The 16,019-nt window shown below is 63.5% G+C and carries 14 protein-coding genes; 11 read left to right on the top strand and 3 right to left on the bottom strand.

Annotated features, from left to right (window positions below; all coding sequences use genetic code 11):
* Positions 1 to 8 precede the first annotated feature (8 nt).
* Positions 9 to 404 carry a hypothetical protein gene (locus tag ACQVDU_RS14190; RefSeq protein WP_347425229.1) on the bottom strand — a complete coding sequence of 132 codons (396 nt, stop codon included), beginning with the start codon at positions 402 to 404 and terminating at the stop codon, positions 9 to 11.
* A gap of 53 nt (positions 405 to 457) precedes the next feature.
* The gene (locus tag ACQVDU_RS14185; protein WP_347425228.1) at positions 458 to 811 is read right to left on the bottom strand and encodes a MarR family transcriptional regulator; all 354 of its coding nucleotides are present in this window, start codon (positions 809 to 811) and stop codon (positions 458 to 460) included.
* A gap of 252 nt (positions 812 to 1,063) precedes the next feature.
* Here ACQVDU_RS14185 and ACQVDU_RS14180 point away from each other — a divergent pair, with 252 nt between their 5' ends.
* Genes ACQVDU_RS14180 through ACQVDU_RS14165 form a run of 4 tightly spaced genes read left to right on the top strand, consistent with a single transcriptional unit; the run spans position 1,064 to position 7,408 of the window.
* On the top strand, positions 1,064 to 1,786 hold the full coding sequence (locus tag ACQVDU_RS14180; RefSeq protein WP_443477494.1) for a TnsA-like heteromeric transposase endonuclease subunit: 723 nt from the start codon (positions 1,064 to 1,066) through the stop codon (positions 1,784 to 1,786).
* Entirely contained in the window at positions 1,783 to 3,900 is a 2,118-nt protein-coding gene (locus ACQVDU_RS14175; RefSeq protein ID WP_443477493.1) for a hypothetical protein, read from the top strand. Before ACQVDU_RS14180 ends, ACQVDU_RS14175 begins: the two co-directional genes overlap by 4 nt.
* Positions 3,897 to 5,018 (top strand): AAA family ATPase, encoded by a 1,122-nt coding sequence (locus tag ACQVDU_RS14170; RefSeq protein WP_443477492.1) that lies wholly within the window; start codon positions 3,897 to 3,899, stop codon positions 5,016 to 5,018. Before ACQVDU_RS14175 ends, ACQVDU_RS14170 begins: the two co-directional genes overlap by 4 nt.
* Positions 5,015 to 7,408 carry a TniQ family protein gene (locus ACQVDU_RS14165; protein ID WP_443477491.1) on the top strand — a complete coding sequence of 798 codons (2,394 nt, stop codon included), beginning with the start codon at positions 5,015 to 5,017 and terminating at the stop codon, positions 7,406 to 7,408. Before ACQVDU_RS14170 ends, ACQVDU_RS14165 begins: the two co-directional genes overlap by 4 nt.
* Here the strand turns inward: ACQVDU_RS14165 and ACQVDU_RS14160 are convergent.
* Entirely contained in the window at positions 7,362 to 7,646 is a 285-nt protein-coding gene (locus ACQVDU_RS14160; RefSeq protein WP_443477490.1) for a helix-turn-helix transcriptional regulator, read from the bottom strand. The genes ACQVDU_RS14165 and ACQVDU_RS14160 overlap by 47 nt on opposite strands.
* 140 nt (positions 7,647 to 7,786) lie before the next feature.
* Here ACQVDU_RS14160 and ACQVDU_RS14155 point away from each other — a divergent pair, with 140 nt between their 5' ends.
* The 7 genes from ACQVDU_RS14155 (at position 7,787) to ACQVDU_RS14125 (ending at position 14,996) form a co-directional block, all read left to right on the top strand.
* A complete protein-coding gene (locus ACQVDU_RS14155; RefSeq protein WP_443477489.1) occupies positions 7,787 to 8,593 on the top strand; it encodes a TIGR04255 family protein in 807 nt (268 codons plus the stop codon).
* Positions 8,590 to 9,306, top strand: coding sequence for a helix-turn-helix domain-containing protein (locus tag ACQVDU_RS14150; protein ID WP_443477488.1), 717 nt, complete (start codon positions 8,590 to 8,592; stop codon positions 9,304 to 9,306). The genes ACQVDU_RS14155 and ACQVDU_RS14150 overlap by 4 nt, the downstream gene beginning before the upstream one ends.
* A 171-nt stretch (positions 9,307 to 9,477) precedes the next feature.
* The gene (locus ACQVDU_RS14145; protein ID WP_443477487.1) at positions 9,478 to 10,095 is read left to right on the top strand and encodes a hypothetical protein; all 618 of its coding nucleotides are present in this window, start codon (positions 9,478 to 9,480) and stop codon (positions 10,093 to 10,095) included.
* Positions 10,096 to 10,503: 408 nt separating this feature from the next.
* Positions 10,504 to 10,791: a hypothetical protein gene (locus ACQVDU_RS14140; protein ID WP_443477486.1), complete on the top strand. Its 288-nt coding sequence runs from the start codon at positions 10,504 to 10,506 to the stop codon at positions 10,789 to 10,791.
* 13 nt (positions 10,792 to 10,804) lie between these two features.
* Positions 10,805 to 13,516 carry a CFI-box-CTERM domain-containing protein gene (locus ACQVDU_RS14135; RefSeq protein WP_443477485.1) on the top strand — a complete coding sequence of 904 codons (2,712 nt, stop codon included), beginning with the start codon at positions 10,805 to 10,807 and terminating at the stop codon, positions 13,514 to 13,516.
* 36 nt (positions 13,517 to 13,552) lie between these two features.
* The gene (locus ACQVDU_RS14130) at positions 13,553 to 14,239 is read left to right on the top strand and encodes a vWA domain-containing protein (protein WP_366214726.1); all 687 of its coding nucleotides are present in this window, start codon (positions 13,553 to 13,555) and stop codon (positions 14,237 to 14,239) included.
* Position 14,240: 1 nt separating this feature from the next.
* Complete coding sequence (locus ACQVDU_RS14125; protein WP_366214727.1) at positions 14,241 to 14,996, top strand: PP2C family serine/threonine-protein phosphatase; 756 nt, start codon at positions 14,241 to 14,243, stop codon at positions 14,994 to 14,996.
* The last annotated feature ends 1,023 nt before the right edge of the window (positions 14,997 to 16,019 follow it).

Here is a 16,019-nt window from a genome sequence, read left to right as displayed (position 1 = left end):
TGAGCCACCTACTCGGCTTCCGTGCGACCCGCGTCGGTCGTGATGTCGATGCGGCCGGGCCTGACGATGTCATCGTGTCCGGGGACGAACGAGATTGTTCCCACCCTCGTCCAGTAGCTGATGAGCCAGCGGTGCAGGAGTTCGAGTTGTTCGTGGCGCTCGAAAGCAGTCCTGCCCGGATCGGCGATCGTGGCGTCCCAGTCATCGATCTCGAAGACAGCGTCGATGAGCTCGGCGCAGGTTGGTCCCGTTCCGTGCGCGTCCCACCACTCGATCGTCGCGAGTCCAGCGCGATTCGCGGTAAAGGCGCCACCTGGCTCGTCGATCGTTCCCAGGAGCGCGCCGAAGTACGGGTCCTCAACTGCGGTCGCGAACGACTCGTAGCGATCTTCGCCGACGCTCATAGAGGAAGAATGCCATACCGATTAGGCATCCAGGTGCTCGGTCGATGCGGGAGCTACCGTCCCGCGGGCGTCGGCTCCCATTGGATCGTGAAGGTTCCGGCTGCTCGCGCGTCAGCCTCGGCCTCGAGTCGCAGTGCGTAGTCCCAAGTTGGATGCACCGCACGCTGGTAGATCCTGATCCGCTCAGGGGTGACCTCATCGGTGCGTCGGACAAGTCCCAGCTGCTTGAGGCGCTTCAGCAGGGCGTGGATCGTGCTGGTTGACAGTCCAGTGGCACTCGCCACGGACGGAGTGGAGAACTTCCCGTCGGAGGAACGCGCGATCTCGGCCATGAGCGCGAGCATGTGGTTGCTGCCAAAGGCAAGCTTCGAGAGCTCCTCGCTCTGTTCGCTCGGCACGGTCTCCACCGCCTCATTTTCGCATGAGGCGCTCAACGCAGCAGGAGCATCGCAGGACGGTATCCAACGGCGTGGCGCATGTTGTGTATCTGACGCCCCCAAGCGTAAATGTCACATTCACTACTCGCCTCCTCCGCCGTGCGAGAAGCCCCAAACACGAGTACCTCGGCCCGCGTGTCGAAGCTGCGGATCGTCGGTGATGTCCGTACGTTTACGACTCAAGAGTTATGACTCTCTGTTCGTGATTTTTGGGAGATGAACATGGCCATGTCGTCGCCGCGTTACACGCTGAGATTCGATCGGGATGACCTCGAACGGGGCGAGCTATCGGACCTGGACGCTCCCCATGTCTTCGAGGCCGAGCCTCGGCGGACGTTCCGCTGGCATCGCGGACAGCGCCACTACCCGGGGCGCTACTGGTCGGCAACGACGGAGGGCTTCGTCGGGTACGAGAGCCGCCTTGAACTCGCGGCGCTACTCCTGGAGGACTTCGACCACCGGGCCGTTCGCATCGCCTCGCAGCCGTTCGAGCTGATCGCTGACCGCGACGGTGTCGAGCGAAGCTACGTGCCCGACTACCTGATTGAGCACGACGACCATCGATTCACGGTCATCGAAGTCAAGCCCAAGCGCCGGCTCGAGGACCCTGAGATCGCGGGTGCTCTCCGGTGGGCGGGCGACATCATCCAGTCGCGCGGGTGGGCATACCGGATCGCCACAGAACCCGCCCCTGCACTGCTCTCCAACATCCGGTTCCTCGCGGGCTACAGGCGTCCCTGGCAGTTCCCTCAGCGAGACGTCGACCTGGTCGAGGAAGCCACTCGCGAGGCACCCACACTCGGCGCGGGTCTGCGGAGTGCTGGCGCCGCCTTGACTGACGCTCCCTATGCGCGAGCGGTCGTGTTGCACCTGCTGTGGCGCCGCTCGATTCTCTGCGACCTCACCTCCGCCCTTGCCAACCACACCCAATTGGAGATGCCATGAGCCATAGCTTTGATATCCGGGTCGGCAGCACCGTCTCGTACGACGGCTGCCTCTGCACCGTCATCGAGATCGCCGGCGATGCCGTCGTCCTCGTCGACGGCGCCAAGAGAACCCGACGGGTTCGACTCGTCGAGCTCCTTCGCGACGCGATGGACGCATTCGGACTGCCGTCGGAGGAGGCCGCACTCACACCGCTCGCGCTGATCTGGGCGGACGCGACGGAAGCGCAACGCGATGAGGCACGGACAAAGGCCGCGCACATCCGCGAGATGCGCACGGGCTTCGCGTCGGGGCTGCCGACGCTCGCTCAGCCGCACGAGCCTCGACCGGAGTACAACCCGAAGCTCACAACCATCCACCAGCGTCGCCGTACCAAGGCTGCAGAGCTCGGAGTCAGTCCGAAGACGTTGAAGCGCTGGGACGATCGGTTCGACGAGGGCGAAGATCTCGCGCTGCTCGACTTCCGGAAGACATCGTGGACGCCGGCGCTCTCCGGCCTCGATCCGCGCTGGGTCGACATGTGCCGGCGCGTCGTTGAGGAGAACGTGCGCGGCGCCAAGCGCAGCGTCACGACCACCCTCGCGATCGTGCTGGCAAGGGTCAACCGGGAGTACCCGGATGCCGATGTGCGGATCCCCTCCGATTCGACCGCTCGCGACGCGGTCGCCGAACTCACCCGTGGCAAGGGGACGTTCGGCGCGAGCATGCGCGCGCAACGATCCATCGACACCCGGCCGCCCGTGCCGTACGGACGGTTGGTCGCGACAAGACCCGGTGAGTACGTCGTCCTCGACACCACACCCCTCAATGTCTTCGGCGTCGCGCCGGTCACCGGCAAGTGGATTCGCGCCGAGCTGACCGTTGCCCTCGACCTCTACGACCGGTCGATCCTCGGGCTTCGCCTTGCGCCCGTCTCGACCAAGGCGGTGGATGTCGCGGGAGTGCTGATGGAGGCGCTCATGCCGCGCGAGATGCCGGCGGAGTGGGGCGACCGAGCGACCTGGCCGTTCCACGGCGTACCCGAGAACATCGTCATCGATGTCGAGAACCTCAAGGCGCTGCGGTTCCGGCGTCCCGGCATCCTTCCCGACACGATCATCATCGATCACGGTAAGCCGTTCATGTCGATCCACGTGGCGAGCGTGTGCCAGCGACTCGGGATCTCCATCCAGCCCGCGCACGTCTATACCGGCACCGACAAGGCGTGGGTGGAACGGTGGTTCCGCACCATCAACGAGGTACTGCAAGAGCTACCCGGCTACAAGGGCTCAGACATCGCGTCGAGGGGTGAGGCGCCCGAGGTGGAAGCCGTCTACACGATCCCGCAACTGGAGCAGATCCTGCGGGAGTGGATCGCGACGATCTACCACGTGCGCCCACACGACGGACTTGTCGACTCGCAGCTGCCCGCGGCCAAGATGAGCCCCGCTCAGAAGTTCGAGCAGGGGATCGCGGTGGCAGGCCGCATCCGTGTCCCGTCCAACCCGAACCTGCTGCTCGAGATGCTCCCCGTCGTGAAGCGCAAGTTCAACCACTACGGCGTCGAAGTCGGCACTCTCCGCTACAACGGTGACATCGTCGGGAAGTACTACGACCGATCGCGGGCGATGGCGAAGCGCAAGCGGAAGTGGCAGTTCTCGGTGAACCCGGACGACTTCTCGCAGATCTACTTCAACGACCCCGACGACAACTCTTGGCACGTGCTGCGGTGGGAGCACGCGCCGAAGGTCCCGGTGCCGTTCAGCTTCGACGCCCTCGAGTACGCCAAGGGCATCGCTCTCGACCGTCGCAACGGTGTGAATGTGTCCGAAGTGCTCGGTGAACTCCTCGAACGCTGGGGTGCAGGCCGTGCGAGCACGCCCGCCGAGAAGCGCATCAGCGCGCGACTTGCCGCCCAGCTTGCCGAGACCGCCGACGGCCCGGACAGCCCGTTCTTCCCGCACATCGCCAAGCAGATCGCGCAGCAGATGGCTGGACCGGATCTGAGCGAGGAGCTGGGCATGGTCTCTCTCTCACCAGCACCGGCGAGCGAGAACGACGATCCTCTCGCGCTCACCGCTGACGAGCTCATCGAAGAGGACCTCGACGATATCGACCTCCTGGAGGACCTGTGATCCTTCCGCTCGAGCGCGACGAACTCCTCTCTCGCTGGGAGGGATGGCGGGACTTCGCCGAAGCGCCGGCCCTTGAGCAGCCCGAGCGGCTGTCGGTGAAACAGATCGAGGCGCTCAGCGAGGACGCGCGTGTCGCCTACGACTATCACCGCGAGCGTTACCACGCGAACTTCCTGGTGAAGACTCCGCAGATCGTGAGGCTGAACGGACGCCTCTGGGACCTGCTCGATGCGAACCAACAGGGCCCGTCTCGGGTGAAGGGCGCCGCAGTCATCGACTCGCCACCCGGACTGGGCAAGACCACCGCAGTCGACGCGTTCGGGCGGGCGTTTCACCAACGGCAGATCCTGCGGCACGGGCGTGACTTCGACGACGGGCAGACGCTCCACATCCCCGTCTGCAGGGTGGCGTTTTCCGGGAACACGACGACGCGCGCGTTGAACGAGTCCATCCTGAACTTCTACAACCATCCTTCCGCCGATGCCTCGAGGAGCCGATACCTGCGCAACCGAAACCTGGCTGCGCTGGCAGCCGAGTCGGTTCGCCGTCACGGCACACGGTTGATCATCGTCGACGACGTGCACTTCCTGAAGATCCACACCGACGAGGGAGTCGCGCTGGCCAACGAGCTGAAGTGGCTCGCCAACGAGTACCCGGCAACCTTCCTCTTCACCGGCGTCAACATGAGCAGCACAGGGCTGCTGAGCGAAAGCAAGACCGACAAGAAGCTCGCGATGTCGCAGATCGCGCGGCGTTGGACACGCCTGACCCTCCCGCCATTCGCGCACCCGGTCGGTGAGCACCGAAAGACCTGGATGACTCTGCTGGGCGCGATCGACTCGCGCCTCGTGCTGGCCAACGCACGACCGCACATGCTCCGTGAGCAAGCGGACTACCTCTACGAACGCTCAACAGGGATGATCGGGTCGCTCTTCAAGCTGATCACTCTCGGTGCCGTGCACGCCATGCGTGACGGCACTGAGGAGCTGACCCGTGACGTGCTCGATGAGATCGACATCGACGTGGCGGCGGAGGATGCACGGGAGGTCGTTGCGATGGAGCTCGAGGAGAAGAAGCTTGCCGCCGCCAAGCGGAGCAAGCCTCGGTCCGTCGCATGAGCCTTCGACGCCTGCTGCACGTGGCTATGCCGCTCCCGGATGAACCTTTCGACTCGTGGGTCGAGTTCATGGCCCACAGCTACGGGGCCACTGTCGGCGAGATGGCTCGAGCGCTGGGGCTCAGCGACAGCGAGGGTGTGCCTGGCGCGGGATCTCAATCTTCACGGACCTGGTCCACCGCGCTCGAGCCCCAGCAGCTCCGCAACCTCGAGCTGACGACCGGGCGGTCGGGCGACGAGTTCCGTGCCATGACCCGCACCACGTTCGCCGCGAACGCCATCCGCCTCACACCTCAGGGACGCATCAGCGCGTCCTGCCCGGCCACGGGAGTAGCCGCCCGCTATTGCCCGGAGTGCCTCGCCGACTCCGGGGGTCGATGGCGCCTGTCGTGGCAGTTCCCATTCGGGTTCGCCTGCCTCCGCCACAAGCGTCTGCTCGTCGACGCGTGCCCGGGCTGCGGCCAGCCTCCGCGGCTCATCGGACATCCCCTCACGCTTGTCCCGGAGCCGGGACGCTGCCACAACCGACCAGCAACCGAAACGACGGTGCTCCGCGCGCGCTGCGGTGCGGACCTGGCCTCGAGCGAGGAGTTCGTGGCGGCGCACTCCGAGACGCGCGAAGCGCAACGACTGATCTTGAGGGTCATAGCCACCGGCGTCGGCGAGTTCGGCATCTACGAAGACGGCCGACCGAGCACGATCCAGGTCCTGTCCGACACGCTGCTGCTGTCTCGGGCGGGACGACAGGCGCTCGTCGACGGAGAGCGATTCGAGTGGATGCCGGAAGGCCAGGCTGACGCGAGCCCGATCACGTCCCACCGACGTACCGGAAAGGTAGATCTGCGGCCAAATACCGCCCGAGAGGTTGCGCTCGGCAACACCATCGCCTTCGAGGCGCTGCAGGCCGGCGAACGAATCACCGACCTGCTGCGCGGACGCGTCAGCATCCACACGGCACTCGACCACTACTCCCCATCCCTGCGCGACCACGTGAGTCGTGCGCTCGGACGAACGAGACGCCCGACCGCGACCCTTCAAGCCGTGAAGGTGTGGCTGACCGACCCGGAAGTTCGCGCGGCGAAGCTCCCAGCGGTTCTCTGGCCGGAATGGACCGCCCGGCTCGCACCACGGCGGCTCGACGCTGAGATCGCCGGCGGCGCTTTGGCGGCGGCGGTGGTCTTCGTTGGGACACGACTCACTCACGGTTCAGCGATCAAGCTCCTCGATCAGGAGGCCAAGGGACGTCAGGTCAGCCACGTCATGCGCTCCCTTGGCCGCAATGCGCCCGAGGCCGACACGATCCGCGCGATCGCACGGCTCGCTGCGTTCCTCGACGAAACTCCGACGCCGATCGACTTCGCACGCCGCCGGACGATCGACTACTCCGGCATTCTGCCTCGTGACGAGTGGCGCGAGATCTGCCGGAGCAAGAATGTGCTGCCGGGTGGGGTTCGCCGTTGGCAGGTCGCTCGAGCACACCTCTACGTGCTGCTCAGCGGCAACAGGCTGGCGCGGGCACCGTTCGCCGACGAGCTCGGGTTCCCTCCTTACGCGGCGGTACGGGAACTTCGAGCCAGTATGCCGGCTGCCGTCGCGGCGGCACTCGACACGGCTGGCGCTGACTTCCTGAGGCTGCAAGGCGTCGACGAGCCCGTCTCGTGGATGCCGGAGCTGGAGGTCGTCGGGGTCTCAGACGAGGCCGCCGGCCCCAACGAAGGACAGTGGCCGCAAGCCCGCCCCGCTCGGGCTGCCGTGAACTCGGTGCGTGCGGTCGCGGCGTACTCCGCCGGGCGCTCGGTCGGCGAGATCGCGTTCGACCACGGTGTCGCCCGTCAGACTGTCGGTCGCGTGCTCGCTGCTGAGGGGGTAGAGACGCACCGCGGTCGCAGGAGCGCGGCGATCGACCCGGTGTGGTTGCGCGAGCGGTACATCGTCGAGCGCCACACGATCCCCGAGATCGCGGCCGAGGTGGGAGTGACGATGACCACCATCAATCGCCACCTCGAGGCCGCCGGCATCCCGCGTCGTGCCCGCGGGAGCGCGAGCCGAGCGACAGCGATCCGCGTCGACCCGCGCGCTGGCGACTCGCGGCTCTTGCGCAGGATCCTCGTCGGTCAGGATGCCGCGCAGCGAGCAGAGCGGTTCCTCATCGTCGCTCGCCACGACACCATGACGGCGGCCGCCCATGAGATTGGCGTGACGCTCAGCATCCTGGCGAATCAGATGAAGCGCATTGGGTCGGATGCGGGTGGTGCGTTGATCACGCGAGCCCAGCGGGGACAGCCGCTCACCCTGACGGAACGGGGGGTCGAGGTGCGGCGCGAGCTGGCCGCGGCGTTCGGCGTCAGCGGAGCCGAAGGTCGGGAGCTTCCGTCGGAAGAATGTCCGTGAGCGCGACGCCCAGGGTCTGCGACATCGCGATAAGGGTGCGGATCGTCGGATTCGCTGGTGTTCCGGGCTTCGATTCGCCCTTCTCGTACTTCTGGTACGTGTAGCGGGTCAGCCCCGAGCGGTAGGCGACATCCTCCTGGCTGAGACCAGCTTCGGCGCGGAGGCGGCGGAGGTTCGCGGCGAGCTGGCCGGCGTACTCCCTCCAGGCCGCATCCTCGGGTCTAGTGCGCTTCGCCACCGATACAGCGTTCCTGGGAACGCATCTCGGTATGGCCTAATTGGTATGGCAGCTTGCCCTGCCGGGGCGCGGGCGCGCTGCGGCGTCAACACCCATCCGATTGTTGGCCGACGCTGTAAAGCGATGTGTAAACTCCACGTATGTCGAGGGATCCGCGGAACAAGCGAAAGTTGGTCAACTCGCCACTGATTGTTGTCCTCACGGAGATAAGGTTCGCGCCCATCCTCGCGATGGGGAATCTCATCCCTGAGATTCAAGAGTCTCTGAGACGCAAAGGGTTCCCAGGATTCGCTACTTCCGTGGTCCAACAGTTCCAACTGTCTCTGGCTGGTGGAGAACCGACCTTGCAGACCGCCTCCAGGTGGGTCTTCACCTCGACGAATCGACATCACACCATCACGCTGACGACAGAAGGTGTCTCGTTTCAGACAACCGCCTACGACGACTTCGAGGGGTTCTTGGAGTTCGTGAGTGGCGCTGTGAACGTCGTGGCCTCGATCGCGGAGCCAAGCTTTGCCGACCGAGTTGGCCTTCGGTACGTCGATGCCATCCCAAATGTCGGCGAACAGATGTCGCGCTACTTCAACGAGACAGTGCTGACCTTCTCCGCTGCGGATCTTGAGGTGCAGTCGTTGTTGCTGAACCAGCACATCGTCGCCACCACTGAGCGCGGGCATCTGCAGATTCGACTGAATCAAGTCGAGAACGCTCCGCTTCTTCCTCCCGATCTCAACTCGCCAGAGCTCGCTTCGGTGGGGTCATCGCGCCCAGGCGTTCATGCGATTTTGGACATCGATAGCGCCGACGAGCGTCGCACCGACTTTGACTGGGCCACGCTAGAGGCCAGGCTGTGGGGCGTTCACAAGCATGCCGGCACAGCGTTCTGGAAATCCGTTACACCCGAAGCGCTCAATGCTTGGGGCGAGCAGACTGGAGCATCAGAGTGACCAACGCTCTCGCTACCCGCCCTTCCCAGCCGCGAAGCGTTGTCCCCGAATCGGTCGTGCCTGCTACTACTCCATGGAGCGAGCCAGTTCGAGCACGGTTCGTCGAATGCGACTGGTCGCCGTTTGTCGAGAGCCAGTACTACGTCGGATGCGTGAACGGGACCGGCGGCTTCCTTACTGATCATTTGATCAAAATGGTCAGCTCGCGGCGCACGGGCTCTCGCGTGAGGGTCGTGGTTGGGGGCGTTGAGAGCCCGGTGGTCAAGCCGAATGCCCCGATCTCGTCAATGGTGAACAGGATCAGGTTGGCATTCGGCCTGTCGGTTACTGATCTGGCTGCGGTGTTGGGTGTCGAGCGACCGACGATCTACTCCTGGCTCAAGGACGGCTCCACTCCTGCGCCCGCTCGACTGGCGCGAGTACAGCAGGTTCTAGCTTTGGCCGACACTTGGAGTGAGCTCGGCGTAGGTCGGAACACACCGACCTTGACGTCCGAAGTCGCGCCCGGGGTGGATCTCAGGTCGGCGCTGCGTGAGGCGCACCTATGGGGCGCGGAAATTGACTTGAACTTGCGCGAGCAGGCCGCCGCGGGACCGGTCGACGAGACTCGCTCCGAAGGATTGCTTGTCCTCGCAGAGGAGCTTGGCCTCGCGGCCAGGCCCGAAGGAGAATTCGACATCGCCACGGGCCGCCCCCTGGCTCCCGAGCTTTGAGGTTCGCTTGTGGGTGGTGTGGAATCGATCCGCGAGGCGGGCTGGACGCAGGGCTCCGTCCTAAGGATTGATGGCGACGTCGGCGTTCACGGGCTTGAGGATGGCGACTCCGGGATGGTGGTGTCGCACCCGTGCGAGGTAGTGTCCGCGAGTCTTGAACGTGATCCGTCCGTGCAACTCATCCAGATGCACACGGTTGACGTCGTCGACGGCAACCTCACCTTCGGCAAGAACCCGCGGCGGCTCCAGATGGAGCTTGGGACGGAGCGCGTCGAGGTCCGGGTGGGCGAGATCTTCACCGTCGACCGCACCATTCTCACCCGCATGATGCCGGAATTCACCATCGCCGAACCGCAGCGCCGGATGTTGGCATCCTGGTTGGCGGCCAGGTATGCACGACCGGCATTCGCTGACGAGTTCAATCGTCGCCTCGAGCCTGCTCGTCGAGGCATCGAAAAGATTCTCAAGGTCGCTGGCAAGCACATCTCCGGGATCTACGTGGCCACGACTCTGGAAGAGCTCCCCGCTGGGACTCCATATCGAGTGGTGATGGCGTTCACGATGACGACCGATGATTTCGACGTGCCAGAGCTCTTCGCAGAGGTGAGTAGCGCCGGTGATGATGTCGCCGAGCTCGTGGGCTCAGCGGATGGAATCAGCTTGGCGTCGTTGAAGACCGTCTCGGAACGAGACATCAACCTGGCGCACCTGCGGATCTACGCGCGGTGGGATTACGAATCGCTGAGTCATCGTGACAGCGACGAAGCCGTCTTCCCTGTGATCGAGTAATCCATGAGCTTTGTTGCAGAGTTGCGTCGACATTCCCAACATCAGCACGCCGGCGGTTGGAGTGCGCGAACAGGCTCGATCGCGGGAGCCAACCACGGGAGAGGGCAACGTCCCGCACCGCCGCTACAGTGAAGCATCATGGGGTCTGCCCGACAGGTTTGGGGTTGCGAGATGGGCAAAGGAAGTTCGGCGCGCTGGTCTCGTCCGGCCACGGGTCGACAGATCGCGGCGCTCAAGGCGCATGGCAACTACGACGGCAAGTACTACTCGATGGGCAGGGCGAGTCAAGCGATAGGTCGCTCTTCGTCTGGCGGATCACCGAGGCAGGCCGGTTCTGACAGCAACTCCTACCCCACGAGGTTTTCGCCTTCGTACTCGCCGTCGTCATTTCTGTCGCAGCTCTTGGGGGTGCCTGACGATCTCCAGTCGATTCTCTCAGCCGCCCTGGAACAGCACTCCGCGTCGGCGGATGCGACCGGCGAGGATGCGGTACGGGCCGTGACCTTCAACGTTGCTCCGGATGAGTCTGACCCGCGCACCCCGCGGATCGTATTCGAGGCCGAGGTGATTCGTAGCCGCGACTACACGGGAGATCCAGAGGTCAGCGTGCGGTTCGTCAGCAACGTCACCTTTGGAGACGAGGCGCCCGTATCGCGAAGCCCGTCTTTCCAGAGCGGCGTTCGGTTCGATGAGTAGCGCTACTGAGCAATTGCTCGAATTCGATCCAGCAGACTTGGTCGGTCCAGATGCGAGGCTGTTCATTGACACCAACGTCTTCATGGACACCGACCGAACACGAAAGGGCGGGCTACAGCAGCTTTTTCTGCGCATCGATGAGAGGGTTCGATCCGGCGGAAGCCCGGTTGTTGTTCCTACGAAGGTCATGTCTGAGTTGGCCAAGCAGAGCCAGGCGGATCCGTCGGGCGAAGACGAGGAGCGCGCCGAGGCGATCAAGAAGGCAGCGAACGCGCTGGACTTTCTAGAGGCAGCGACTCAACGAGGCCTCGTTCGGACAAACCTCGGCGACGGCTCGAATCCCTACGCGGATGATCTCTTCGTCGATTTGTTTGACGCTTACGCAGGCAAGTACGCGATGGCGCTGGTCACCAACGACATCACGCTTTCTCTGAGGATCAATGCATTGGGTGTCCGACGCAACGCTTGGATCGTTGCGGGGCGACTAACGACTGAAGGCATGATCGAGTGCTCTCCACCCCAGGCGCTCTATGAGCGGGGACTCGCAAAGTTGCGCCGGATTCAGAAGCGCATCGCCGAAGGGCGGGAGAACGCGAAGGACCACCTCGAGGTCGCCACCCTGGAGGTAGCGCTCAGCGAGTTCGCGGAGTACTTCGGGGCAATCGCGTCCGACGAGCCCGAATCGATCCCCGCCGTGAATGCGCCCGCGGCGGCCGCGCCGCACGGGGCCCCGTTCTCCTCAACCGCGACCTTCATGGGTCCGGATGAGGTGCTCGCTGTGATTGATGTGCCTGGCGAAGGCGATGAGGTAGTCCTCACCACACTCGGCGAGAGCACGGTCGTTCGCCTCGGCGAGAAGCTTGGAGAGGGCGGTGAAGGCAGCGTTTACTCGATATCCGACACCGCTGTCGTGAAGATCTTCGACGCGTCGAACATAACCACACATCGTCGAGCGAAGATCGAACTCTTGGTGTCCCGCGATCTGACTGCAGAAGGTATCTGCTTCCCGCAGGCGGTCGCCAACAATACACACGGGGAGTTCGTCGGTTACGCGATGCCGAGAGCCTCTGGTCGAGAATTCTCGAAGGCCCTCTTCAGCCCTCGACGGTTCAAGGCAGAGTTCCCAACGTGGACAAAGTCGGATCTCGTGGAGGTGGCAATCGGGTTTCTCGAGAAGGTCGCCTACCTTCACTCCTTGAACATCATTCTCGGTGACATCAATCCGAAGAATCTGCAGGTCGACGCCAACAAGCAGATCTGGATCATTGATGCTGACTCGTGGCAGATCGAAGGCTTCCCCTGCCCGGTGGGAACCGAGATGTTTAGTGCTCCAGAAGTGATAGGGCTGCGTTACCCCGACTTCCTGCGCACGCTGGAGCACGAAAACTTCGCCATCGCGACTATGGCCTTCATGATCCTGATCACGGGCCAGTTCCCCTATGCCCGCTCCGGATCAGACGGCGACATCGTCCGACTGATCAAGGACGGCAACTTCGCCTTCCAATACAAGGAGTACTCGAATCAGGATCAGCCCGCTGGCAACTGGAAGTACATGTGGAGTCACATCGAGCCGACGGTTAAGGGACTGTTCTGGAACACCTTCCACCGTGAAGGCAGTCGCTACCGCGACCGACCCACTGACGCCGAGTGGCTTGAGGCATTCCGAAACTACCGGCGCTGGCTTCGAGGTCCTGAGAACTTCGACCCGATGTCGAGTGATGTCTATCCGACCCGCTTCAAGGCGATGGCGAGGACCACCCCCATCTACGACTGCGCCGAGTGTGGCAAGTCGATGGTCGGCATATACAACGGAGAGACCGGCAAGTACGCGACTCCCAAGCTTTGCAACGAGTGCCGCGCAAGGCTTCCCAGGTGCAACGACTGCGGCAAGCCGAAGTCGTCCCTCAGGGATGGAGTCTGCTGGGACTGTAACCGAAAGCGCAACTTCGCCCACTGTGCGCAGTGTGGGCAGGAGAAGCCGAAGTCGTCCCTGATCGAGGGTCGGTGCTACGACTGCAATCAGGGTGAGTGCGATGACTGCGGCCGAGCCATACCGAAGCGATACCTCACAGACGGGCTGTGCGACCGATGCGCTCCAGTTGCCTGCAAGGACTGTGGCCTCAAGTTCAAGAAGTCCTCTCTGACATATGGGCGGTGCGCCGAATGCCACCAGGAAGACGTGGAGCGAGCCGCGCGCGCGAGAGCAGAGTCGGCAGCGAAGGCAAAGCATGACGCCGAACTCGATCCCGGACGACTCTGTACGCGGTGCGGCAAGCCCTTCATCAGCCGTGGGAACGTCGCGTGGCATCAGCGCCTTGGGAAGACGGTCCCAACAACCCATAAGCCGGGCTACGGATACACCTATCCGCCCGAGTGTGTTCCGTTGCCGACGTCCTCTAGGAACTCGCCGGCCACGACCTCGAGTTCCACATCCTCGGATTCCACCGATGAGAAGAAGTCGGGAGGTTGCTATCTTGCGACCGCCGTCTACGGCTCATACGACTGTGGGCCCGTCTGGGTCCTGCGTCGGTGGCGGGACTCGGCATTGAGTTCATCGGCTTCGGGTCGCGCATTCATTCGCGCCTATTACGTCGTGAGCCCGAGGCTCGTCGCAGTGTTGGGAACCAGGCGTGTGTTTGCGGTTCCTGTGAAAGCAATCCTGAACAGACTTGTGAGTCGCCTGCAGCGGATCGGCTACTCCGACACTCCGTACACGGACAACTAACCCCCTACCTCGACTGGCAACAAGAACGGAGCCCTCATGGCGAAGCTCGACATCGGAACAGACGACCTAATTGAGAACCCGACCCCGAGAGTGCCTGTCGCGCTATGCATAGACACGAGTGGGTCGATGGACGGCGCTCCGATTCTCGAACTGATCAATGGCGTGAATCAGTTCTACGACGCCATCAACGACGATGACGATGCACACGATGCCGCCGAAGTTTCCATCATCGAGTTCAACTCGGGTGCGAAGGTCATCCAGGAATTCGCGAGCGTAGACCGGGTCCAGCGGATCAGTTCCATTCGCGCGACGGGTGGCACCTCAATGGGCGAAGGAGTGAATCTCGCCCTCGACACCCTCGACGCACGCAAGCGGGTCTACTCGGACAACGGTGTTCTCTACTACCAGCCTTGGCTCGTCCTCATGACGGATGGCGCACCAAACGGAAGCGCAGCAGAGCTTGAGCGGGCAGTGCAGCGAGTGACAGACCTTATCGGGAACAAGAAGCTGACGATCTTTCCAATTGGGATCGGCGCGAACGCCGACATGAACGTTCTCGCCCGCTTCAGTCCGTCGAAGCCTCCCCTCCGACTCCAAGGCCTGAGCTTCAAGGAGTTCTTCGAGTGGCTATCAAAGTCGGTGTCCCGAGTGTCCCGGTCGAGCCCCGGGGCGGCGGCACCAAAGCTCGACCTGGAGGGCCTCGCTGGTTGGGCGGAACTCTAGGTTGTTCCGCGAGTTCCATCATCAGGTTCGCGGTCGTGGACACACCGCCGAAGGAAAGCCCTGCCAGGACCGGACGGCCTACCTAGCGCGCTCCGGTGTCCAGGTTGTGTGCCTTGCCGACGGGGCTGGGTCGGCTGCCAGGTCTGAGTATGGAGCTCAAGCGGTAGTGCGTGAAGGTTCCAGGTTGCTCGTTGAACGCTTCCACGAACTCAACTCTCGAGACGACGGCGCACAGGTCAAGCGAGAGATCGTCCACCAGCTACGCCAACGACTGGATCAGACGGCGAGGCGGCAGCGATGCGAAGTTCGGGATCTCGCCTCTACATTCCTAGCCGTAGCGGTGTGCGGAGATCGGTTCATCGCTGTGCACGTGGGTGATGGCGTCATTGGGTACTTGAAAACCGGAGTGCTCAAGGTCGTCTCCGCTCCTGACAACGTGGAGATAGCAAACCAAACCACCTTTGTGACCTCCGAAGCCGCTGTCGCGTCGATGAGGCTCCTCCGTGGGTCAACAGCTGAAGTAGCCGGCTTCGTGTTGATGAGCGACGGAGCCGAGACCAGCCTCTACCACCAGAAGACGCAGCAGCTAGCGACCGCGTGCCGGAAAATGATCAACTTGCTTGGCGCCGGCGGGGGGCTCTCCGTTCCGGTCTCCAGACTCCAGATTCGGCGCCTGTTGGGCACGACCATCAGGAACGCGACGAAGGATGACTGCAGCCTGGCGGTACTGGCTCGTGAGTTGCCGGCGGCCCGATGAGGCGTTGGTCTCGGACGTATGGCCGTCGTGGAGCCATGCGACCGTCGAGCATCGAGTGGACGTGAGATTGGGGAGTCCGTGACAGATTCAGTTGAGTGGTGCAATGCGCTCTATTTCCCGCACGGCCGACGGAAGTTTGGCGGCGTGTTCTGTCGCCTGCCGGCTGGCCACGACGGTGACCACTGGTGCGAACACGAGGACGAGATGGATGAGTAGTGCAGCTTCGGCCGGCGGGTACGTCCCCCTCTTCAGTAGACGTTTCTGGGGTCAGCTTCTTCACGAACGACGAGTTTGGAGTCAAGGATGGATCGAGCTGAATTAAAGGCCCAGATTGATGAGCTGATGCGCCAGTACGACGAGGGGGAGATCGACAGTGACACCTATGCACAGAGGATGATGGAGCTGACAGCGTCCGCCCGGGACTGAAGCACTCGGCCTGCGCCCACAGGCAGCGCTGGGTGCCGGAGCGGGGCGTAGCTCATTTCTTGCGACGAGGACGTTGATGCGGACCCGACCAGTCCCAACGAAGGACAGCTCTCCAGCGATGGACATCTCGGTCAGTTCGATGTGCTGGGACCGGTGGACATTTCGCGACGGATTGCCGCATCCCGCCGCGGAGTCCGCGGACATCTCCGAGCGGTCCCTACACGGGGGGTGGACACGGGAGCGCCCCGCCGGATCGTCTCGGCGGGGCGCTCGGGTGCAGCGTTATCGCGCCGTCCACCACCGCGGGCGCGCGGGACCGGCCGTCGGGATTGCACCGGTGAGGGCGTCCGGAGTCAGTGGACGGGCCTGCCCGATCGTGAGCGGCACGGCCTGTTGCAGGTGCGCCTGCCGCTCCTTACTGTCCTCCCACCGGATGAGGTCATGGGGGGAAGCGAACGTGATCTCGACGACAACCTGGCGCCGGTGCCGTTCCGAGACTCGGACCTTCGACTCCCGGTAGGGCCGCGTCCGTTTGAGTGGTGGTCTTTCGCTTCGTTGCGATGATCAGCTGTCGTTAGTTTAGGCGGCGGTGATCTC

The organism is Microbacterium sp. F2 (assembly GCF_052274505.1).
GTDB lineage: Bacteria > Actinomycetota > Actinomycetes > Actinomycetales > Microbacteriaceae > Microbacterium.
Note: the sequence above shows the minus strand (reverse complement) of the source record. Positions and strands in the feature narration are given on the sequence as shown.

Coding starts and splice junctions, on each gene's coding strand:
- ACQVDU_RS14155 (WP_443477489.1), top strand. CDS start 7,787: ATGTCGAGGGATCCGCGGAACAAGCGAAAGTTGGTCAACTCGCCACTG.
- ACQVDU_RS14180 (WP_443477494.1), top strand. CDS start 1,064: ATGGCCATGTCGTCGCCGCGTTACACGCTGAGATTCGATCGGGATGAC.
- ACQVDU_RS14165 (WP_443477491.1), top strand. CDS start 5,015: ATGAGCCTTCGACGCCTGCTGCACGTGGCTATGCCGCTCCCGGATGAA.
- ACQVDU_RS14190 (WP_347425229.1), bottom strand. CDS start 404: ATGAGCGTCGGCGAAGATCGCTACGAGTCGTTCGCGACCGCAGTTGAG.
- ACQVDU_RS14175 (WP_443477493.1), top strand. CDS start 1,783: ATGAGCCATAGCTTTGATATCCGGGTCGGCAGCACCGTCTCGTACGAC.
- ACQVDU_RS14130 (WP_366214726.1), top strand. CDS start 13,553: ATGGCGAAGCTCGACATCGGAACAGACGACCTAATTGAGAACCCGACC.